Raw genomic sequence first — 9317 nt, forward strand, 5'->3', positions numbered from 1 at the left:
GATGGTCTGCGCACCGGCCAGCTCGATGCCGAAGGCTATCTGACCGAATACCAGTACGATGGCGCCGGCCGCAAGATCGAGACCATCCGCTACGCAACCCAGATCAAAGGGGCAACGGACAGCAGTACGCTGGAATCGCTGCGAAGCCAACTGCCGATCGATGCCCAGACCCAAGCCCGCTATACCGCTACCGACCAGCGGACCAGCTACTACTACGACAAACGCGGCCTGCTGGTGGGCGAGCTGGATGCGGAAGGCTATCTGACCACCTATGACTACGACAGTCGCGGCAACAAGACCGACGTCAGCCGCTACGAAGTCGCGCAACAAACACCTGGCGCTGCGCAGATCGACCGCGCTACCAATCTTCGTACCCGCCTGGCCCAGGATGCCCAAGGTAAGATCACGGTCGCCGTCACGGCGACCAAGCGCACCCACAGCTTCGTCTACAACAGTCTCAACCAGCTGCAGAGCGAGACCTCCCCGGAAGGGCTGGTTACCACCTATACCTACGACGCCCTCGGCAACGTCATCAGCAAGACCGTGGGCACCACGGGGCTGAACAACAGCCGTCAAAGCGACAACACCCAGACCGCAGCCGGCCAGATCAGCCAGGCCCTGGGCCGGGCGCAGGGGGGAATCGAACTGGCGCCGCTATATGGCGCCAGGCTGTACGACGTCAGCTGGGCTCCCGGCAGCCGGGGCGACCTGATCGAAATCGGCGTCGATGCCCAGGGTCGGCGCGTGGCGCGGCAGTGGAAGGCGACCGAGCAGGGCTATATTGCGGGTCAGGACGTCACCCTCGGCCGCAACCAGACGGACGTGACCTACCAGTTCGCCGACCTCAATGGCGATGGTGTCAGCGACCTCACCGAAATCCGCCGCCGCTGGGACGGCAAGGCCGTGGCCACCAACTGGCTGGTCGATGCCCAGACCGGCCGCTTTACCCGGATCCAGGCGGCCGGCCCCGACGTGCCGCCCAATGCGATCATCAACGGCAGCTTCGAACTGGCGGGCGTGGGCGACTTCGTCTACCGCCCCGGCATCGATGGCCCCAGTCTGCCCGGCTGGACCTTCACCGGCACTGCCGGCGTTGCCACCAATGACGGCAGCTTCACCCGTGGCGCCCCACCGGCGCCGAGCGGCAACAGCGTGGCCTTCCTGCAGCGCGATGGCAAACTCAGCCAGAGCGTCAGCGCCGCCAGTGGCAGTGTGCTGACCTTCCAGGCCAGCCAGCGCGTCAACCAGGGCAGCGGCGACCAGAGCCTGCAACTGCGCGTCAATGGCGTCGCGGTCGGCAATGCCATCACCCCGCCCCGTGGCAGCTGGGCGAGCTATACCTTCACCCTGACCTTCACCGGCAACGGTCCGCACCAGATCGAACTGGTTGGCACCCGTGGCGACAGCGACGTCACCGCCCTGATCGACCAGATCCAGCTGATCGACCCGGCCACCGCCGTCGGACAGGAAATCGTCGTCGGCGACTGGGCGGCCGGCAACGGCTATCTGGTCGGCGACATGACCGGTGACGGCAAAGCCGACCTGATCGCTGTCGACAACCCGGAGAACGGCAACGGCATGCAGGCCCGCCTGTACAAGGGCGATGGCCTGGGCGGCTTCAGCCACGTCAGCAGCCTCAACTTCACCACCGGTGCCAAGGGCCGTACCTATGGTCTGGCCGACCTCAACCGCGATGGTCGCCTCGAAATGGTCTCGCTGGTCCAGCGCAACGGCTACTTCTATCAGGATACGATCTTCATCGGCAGCGATGGCAACCTGTCCTACCGCGGCGACTACACCTCGCAAAGCCGTAATGCCGTGGCCCAATACCTGGCCAGCGACATCGACGGCAACGGCAAACTCGACTGGAGCCCGGTGTTCCGCGGCAGCGACGGCTACGACCACCTGTGGGCCGCCCTGCAACGCGGCGATGGCATCTGGGACTGGGGCAAGGAAGCCGTGCTCGGCACCCCCAAAGACCAGGTCCGCTACTACAGCCCCGACCTCAATGGCGACGGCCTCGGCGATCTGGTCCAGTACTGGCGCAATGCACAAGGCCAGGCCGTGGTCACCCTCTATCGCGGCACCGGCAGCGGCGACTACCGCCAGACCAGCGAAACCGTGCTCGGCCCCTGGGTCGACGGGGCTGACCTGCACTTCGTCGATCGCAATGGCGATGGCCGGCCCGACCTTGTCATGACCTCCAGTCAGAATGGCGTCGCCCGCATCGATGCCTGGCTGTTCGACGGCCGCCAGTTCCTGCAAAGCACCCCCTGGGTCGCCGACAGCCTGCTGCTGCAGACCGACTTCAACGCCGACGGCAAACAAGACCTGTTCGAAGTCCGCCACGACGCCAGTGGCGACGTCTCGATCCGGCAATGGCTGGCCACCGACACAGGCTACGTCGAAGGCATCGCCGGCAAGCTGGGGCGCTGGCAGGCTGACCAGCAATACCTGGTCGGCGATCTCGATGGCAGCGGCCGGGCCGGGCTGGTGCAGATCCGCAAACGCGAAGACGGCCAGACCGTGGCCACCCGCTGGACCGTCGATGCCAGCGGCCAGGTCCACACCCGCGAAGACGTGCTCGGTGGCTGGAGCAGCGGCGCCTGGTACCAGCTGGGCGACGGCACCGGCGATGGCCGGGCCGACCTCTGGCAGTTTGCCGAACGGCCGAACGGCATGCGGCTGACCGTGTTCCGCAACAGCGCCGATGGCTTTACCACTCCCCAGAGCACCGACTGGGACGGCCGCTTCGGTGGCGCCCAGTTCGGCCTGCAGGACGTCAATGGCGACGGCAAGCTCGAAGCCGCCGTGGCCTATGCCTACGGCACGACCCGCTACTTCCTCACCGTCCGCTTCAACAGCGATGGCAGCCTGGCCCGCAGCTACATGAGCGCCGACAACTGGCGCGATGTGCAATACCTGCTGGGCGACTTCGACGGCAGCGGCCGCCAGGATGTGGCCGAGATTTATACCGGCGCGGATGGGCTGGCCCGCCTCAAGACCTGGCTGGGCCGTGCCGACAGCAACTACGTGGCCGGCAGCGAAATGACCCTCGGCAGTGCCGACCGGCCCGATGCCCGCTACCTGGTCGGCGATCTGGATGGGGATGGCAAGAGCGATGTGCTGCAGATCTGGCGCAACCCGGCCGGCCACGCCATCGCCAGCCGCTGGCTGTCCCGGGGCGACCGCTTTGAAGCCGCCGGCGACACCGATCTGGGCACCTGGAACCCGCAGGCCGTCTATCGCCTGCTCGACCAGAACGGCGACCACCGGTCCGACCTGGTGATCGTGCTCGATCAGGCCGACGGCAGCCAGCAGATCCAACCCTGGCTCAACGATGGTGCCCACTTCAGCCAGAAAGGCCACTGGGGCCGCGACAGCCGCTTCCTCGATGCCGACCTCAATGGTGACGGCCAGTGGGACCTGCTGGAAATCAGCCACAGCCAGGACGGCAAAGCCTACCTGCGGCAATGGCTGGCCAGCGGCGCTGGCTATACCCCGGGCGCCAGCGCCTTGCTCGACGGCTGGCAGGCCGACAGCCAATACCTGATCGGCGACCTCGATGGCGATGGCAAGACCGAACTGGTCGAGATCCGCCAGCGCGCCGACGGCATGGCCGTGGCCCGCAGCATCGGCGGCAACCTGCAGATCCTGGCCGAAACCGAACTCGGCCGCTGGCAGGCCAACAGCCGCTACGTGCTGGGCGATGCCGACGGCGACCGCAAGGTCGACCTGTGGCAGGTCAGCGACCTCGGCAATGGTTATGCCCGTGCCAGCCTGTGGCAGAACCAGGGCGAAGGCCGCTTCAAGCAGACCCGGCAGGACGACTGGCAGGCCACCCTGTCGCAAATGCAGATCGGCGCCCAGGACATCAATGCCGATGGCCGGGCCGAGCTGATCATCAGTTACGCCTATGGCACCAGCCGCTATTTCCGCAGCCTGCGACTCGACCCCAATGGCAGCCTCTATGCCGCCGCCGTCAGCGCCGACAACTGGCGTGACGTGCCCTATCTGGGCGGCGACTTCGACGGCAACGGCCTCGGCGACATCGCCGAGATCACCCGTGGCAGCGACAACCTCGACCACTTCAAGACCTGGCTGGGACGGCAGAGCTGGGACTATGTGGCCGGCAGCGACACCAATCTGGGCCGCCTCAACGCCCAATACCTGAGCGGGGATCTGGATGGCGACGGCCGCAGCGAACTGGTACAGGTCTGGCAGAACGAGGTGGGTCAGGCCGTGGCCACCCCGTGGCAGCGTCAGGCCGATGGCAGCCTGCAGCGTGGCCAGGACAGCGTGCTCGGTGAATGGCGCGAGGGCCTCACCTTCCGCCTGAGCGACCAGAATGGCGACCACCGGGCCGACCTGATCGCCATCTGGCCCGAAACCAATGGCCGCCACAGCATTGCCGCCTGGCGCCATGTCGAAGGCCAGTTCGTGCAAAGCGGCGACTTCAGCCGCGACACCCGCTTCCTTGATGTGGACCTCAACGGCGATGGCCGGCGCGACCTGCTGGAAATCCGCCATGACAGCGAAGGCAACGCCGTGGCCCGCGCCTGGACCTCGACCGGCAATGGCTATGCCATCGGCGCCAGCACGACCCTCGGCCCCTGGGCGGCCGACAGCCAGTACCTGGTGGCCGACCTCGATGGCGATGGCCAGAGCGATCTGGTACAGATCCGCCGCCGGCCGGATGGCCAGGCCGTGGCCAGCCGCTGGCTGCAGCGCGGCGGCAGCCTGAGCCAGGGCAGTGAGACCGAACTCGGCCGCTGGGACGCCAGCAACCGCTACGCCCTCGGCGACGTCACCGGCGATGGCAAAGCCGACCTGTGGGTCATCAGCAAACAACCCAACCAGCCACTGCGCCTCCGCATCAGCCTGTGGCAAGGCAGCGACAGCGGCTTTAGCGCCGGCCCGGTCAGCGACCCCGGTGTCGACCTGACCGACCTGGCCATCCGCTGCCAGGACATCGATGGCGATGGCAAACAGGAACTGCTGCTGTCCTTCCGTAGCGGCTACCGCTACTTCTGGAGCTGCACGCTCGACAGCAACGGCAATCTGTCCCTGATCGGCCACAACAGCCTGCCCTGGCAGGACGGCCAGTTCCTTGATGGCGACTTCAACGCCGATGGCCGGATGGACCTGGGCGAAATCAACCGGGGCAGCGATGGCCTCGACCACTTCAAACAATGGCAGGGCCGGCCAGACCGCTACTACAACAGCGCGATCAACGACCAGGCCCTGGGCCAGACCGGCGCGACCTACCTCAGTGGCGACCTCAGCGGCGATGGCCGGACCGACCTGCTGCAACTGTGGCGCAACAGCGCCGGCCAGACCGTCGCCACCGTCTGGACCGCCGGTGCCAAGGGCCTCGAACGCGGTGCCGACACCCTGCTCGGCGCCTGGAACCCGGCGGCCCGCTACCAGCTGGCCGACCAGGACGGCGATGGCCGGGCCGACCTGATCGTCACCACCCGCCAGGCCAATGGCCAGCACACACTCCAGAGCTACCGCTTTGATGGCAGCGGTCTGGTACAACAAGGCGACTTCCGCCGTGACACCCGCTTCCTCGACATCGACTTCGATGCCGATGGCAAACAGGACCTGCTGGAAATCCGCCACGACGCTAATGGCGATGCCATCGCCCGCCAGTGGACATCCACCGGCAATGGCTATGTCGAAGGCGTCAGCTCACACCTCGGTCGCTGGCAGGCTGACAGCCAGTTCCTGGTCGGTGACCTGGATGGCGACGGCAAGCCCGACCTCGCAGAAATCCGCCGCCGGCCGGATGGGCAGGCCGAAGTTCGCCTCTGGATCCCCTCTGCGCAGGGGCTGACCCTGCAGTCAACCACCTTGCTGGGCCGCTGGAATCCAGGCAATCGTTACTTACTGGGTGATGCCAATGGCGACCGCAAGGTCGAGTTGTTTGAAGTCAGCATGGGCTGGGATAAGGACTATGGCGAGAGCACCTGGGTCAGCGTGCGGGGGCATGACGGTAGCGGCCTTAACCGCCTGCTGGATCGGGTCCGTCTGGGAGGGCGCGTCGCCGAGCAGGCCCAGCTATCGCTGGCCCCCCTGAATGCCAGCGACCGCATGACCTTGCTGATCAGCCCGGCCCCCGGTAACCGTAACTCGGTTGCATATAGCCTCTGGCTGAATGAACAAGGGCAGCTCAAGGCCAGTGGATTTGGCATTGACAGCCAGGATCGTCAAACCACCTTGCTGGGGGATATCAACGGCGACGCCAGTGCGGACTGGTTGTCGTTCCACCAGACGGCTGACAACCGCCTGTCCCTCAAGACCTGGCTGGGCTGGGATCGCAGTAACGGCTACTTCGTCAGCGTTTCCGAGCAGGACTTCGGGGTGGCACGTCCGCAATCCGTGTTTCTGACCGGGCCGGTGCGCAGCACGGGCAAGGCAGACCTGGTCGAAATTGCGAAGAATGCCGAAGGCCAGGCCGTGGCCACCTTATGGTCAGCAACCGGCACCACTTATCAAAAAATCAGCGAAAGCCCCTTGGGCCCCTGGCAGGAAAAGGCCCAATACCGGCTGATCGACCAGGATGGCGATGGCCGCCTGGACCTGCTGGCCACCTGGACCGAGCCGGATGGCCGGCAGAGTCTGGCCAGCTGGCGCAGTGATGGCCAGCAATTCATTCAGCGTGGCGACTGGCGCAAAGACACCCGCTTCCTGCAAGGGGACTTCAACGGCGATGGCCGCGAGGATCTGCTGGAAATCCGCCATGATGGCAACGGCGATGCCGTGGCCGTGCAGTGGCAGGCCGGCGCAGGCGGCTTCAGTCAGGGAGCTACCGTGACCCTGGGCCCCTGGCGGGCCGACAATCACTACCTGACCGGGCGCCTGCAGGGCGATGCGCGGACCGGCCTGGTCGTGATCCGGCAGCGGACAGATGGCATGGCCGTTGCCCAGAACTGGCAGCTGGCCCCCGGGGGAGACTGGCAGGCACAGGGGGAAACCGTGCTCGGTCCCTGGTCGCCGCGGACCCGCTATCAACTGGTTGATGCCAATAACGATGGCCGTGCCGATCTGTTTGAACTCAAACTCGGCATCGACCCCAACTACGGCGCCAGTACCTGGATCAGCCTGCGCCTGGGCAACGGGCAGGACTTCAAACAAGTCCAGGACACCCTGCGTCTGGGTCACCATGTCGATAGCCGGTCCAGTCTGGAAGTCGGCCGCACGATAGGTATGTCGCGCCCGGCGCTGCTGGTTACCTCACCGTGGTGGCAGGGTAATTACACCATTGCCTGTGTGCTGAATGACCAGCAGAAGCTGGAGGTGAATGGTCGAGGAACCCAACGCCCACAAATCCAGGACTTCCTGCTGGCCGACGCCTCCGGCGATGACCGGACCGATCGCCTGACCATTTCCCAGACCAGCGATGGCACTACCCGTGTCGATATTGATCCGTGGGATTACCGCTACGGCAATGTCTGGGACCAGGGGCTGGACCTGGGTGCCGCCAAACCACAAGCCCGCTTCCTCAGTGGTCATCTCGACAGTGATCGCAAAGCGGATCTGCTGCAGATCTGGCGTAATGAGGCGGGCCAGGCGGTGGCACGTCTCTGGCACTCAACCGGCACCAGCTACCAGCAAGGTCGCGACAGCATTCTGGGGGCCTGGCATGACGACGCCCGCTATCGACTGCTGGATCAGGATGGCGATGGTCGCCAGGATCTGGTTGCGACCTGGGCCGAGGCCGATGGTAGCCAGACCCTGACCACCTGGCGACCGATGGACGGCCAGTTTGTGCAGCAAGGTAACTGGGGGCAGGATGCCCGCTTCCTGGAAGCCAATCTGGATGGCAATGGCCGGCGCGATTTCCTGGAAATCGTACATGCCGCCAACGGCGAGGTCGTGGCCCGCAGCTGGCTCAACAACGGCAGTGGTCTGGTCGAAGGCAGCGCGACCCCTTTGGGGCGCTTCCAGCTCGACAATCAGTATCTGGTGGCCGACCTCAACGGCGATGGCCGTAGCGACCTGCTGGAACTGGCACGACGTAGCGATGGCCAGATGCTGGCCCGTCAATGGATCAACCTCGACGGCCAGCTGGTACGTCAAAGCGAAACCGTACTCGGCCCCTGGGGCGTCGATCGGAAATACCGCCTGGGCGACGCCAATGGCGATGGCCGGGCCGATCTCTGGTTATTGCGGGATGTAGACGGCAGCCAGATGGAACTGACCCTCTGGCAGAACGGTAGTGAAGGCTTCCAGGCCGGGCCGAGCAAGCGCTGGGATGGCAGCTTCAACGGGGCCCAGCTCGTGGTGCAGGACGTCGATGGCGATCGTCGTCAAGATGTCTCGGTGATCTACTGGAGCGGCTACTACTGGCAACGCCACTTCTGGCTGGAGACGGATGGCCAGACACTGGGTGGCACCGTCAAGGACATTGGCTGGGGGCGTGAAGCGCTGACCACACTCAGTGCCGACATCAATGGCGATGGCCGATCCGATACCGTCGAGCTCTATCGTGCCGGGGATGGCACCGACCAACTGGCGGTCTGGTTAGGTGATCTCAAACACGAAACCGGCAGTTCGGGCATCGGCCCGAACCTGGGCCAGAAAAACGCCCGCTATGCCGTCGGGGATCTGGACCAGGATGGCAAAGCCGATCTGGTACAAGTCTGGCGGAACGCCCAGGATCAGGCTGTGGCCACGATCTGGCGCTCGGGCGGCAATGTTATGACCAAAGGTCAGGATATTGTGCTGGGTGCCTGGGAAGAACGCGCCAGTTACCGCCTGCTGGACACCCAGGGCGATGGTCGCCTGCAACTGCTGGCCATCCTGCCTCAAGCCAATGGTAGCCAACGCATCCAGCGCTGGGATTATCGTGACAGTCAGTTTGTTCCGGCTACCGACCTGCTGCAGACCGCCACGCCGGCCGATATGCACACCCAGGCCGTTAGCGGCCGGTCTGCCGGTGTCCTCAGCCTGGGCACGCAATCCGCCAGCGGCCCCAGCGCCTACAGCCTCGCGCCGGCCCAGACGCCGGAAACCCCGGCCCTGGTCATCACCTCGGTCGGCCTCTCGCCGCTGTCACCGCTGGCCAAGCCGAACAAGGCGTTCGATCTGAATCAGCAACTCGATTCCGGCTCGGCGCTCACCTTGCGCCAGAGCTATTACCAGTACGACAGCCGGGGCCGGCTGATTGCGGAAATCAGTGGCGAACCTTCCAAGGCCATTGCCGATGCCAGCAAGAAGCTGGCGGAATTGCGCAAACCCTTCCTGAACGGTGCGCGTACCGCGACCGAGGCGGACACGAAGGCGATTGCCACGGCCCAGGCCGAGCTCGA

1 protein-coding gene is annotated in these 9317 nt (G+C 65.4%); it reads left to right on the forward strand.

The window, feature by feature from the left end:
* A partial coding sequence (locus PZA18_RS23090; protein WP_284103259.1) for an FG-GAP-like repeat-containing protein occupies positions 1-9317 on the forward strand: 9317 nt, incomplete at both ends.

The sequence above is a fragment of the Parachitinimonas caeni genome, assembly GCF_030129945.1.
GTDB classification, from domain to species: Bacteria; Pseudomonadota; Gammaproteobacteria; order Burkholderiales; family Chitinimonadaceae; genus Parachitinimonas; species Parachitinimonas caeni.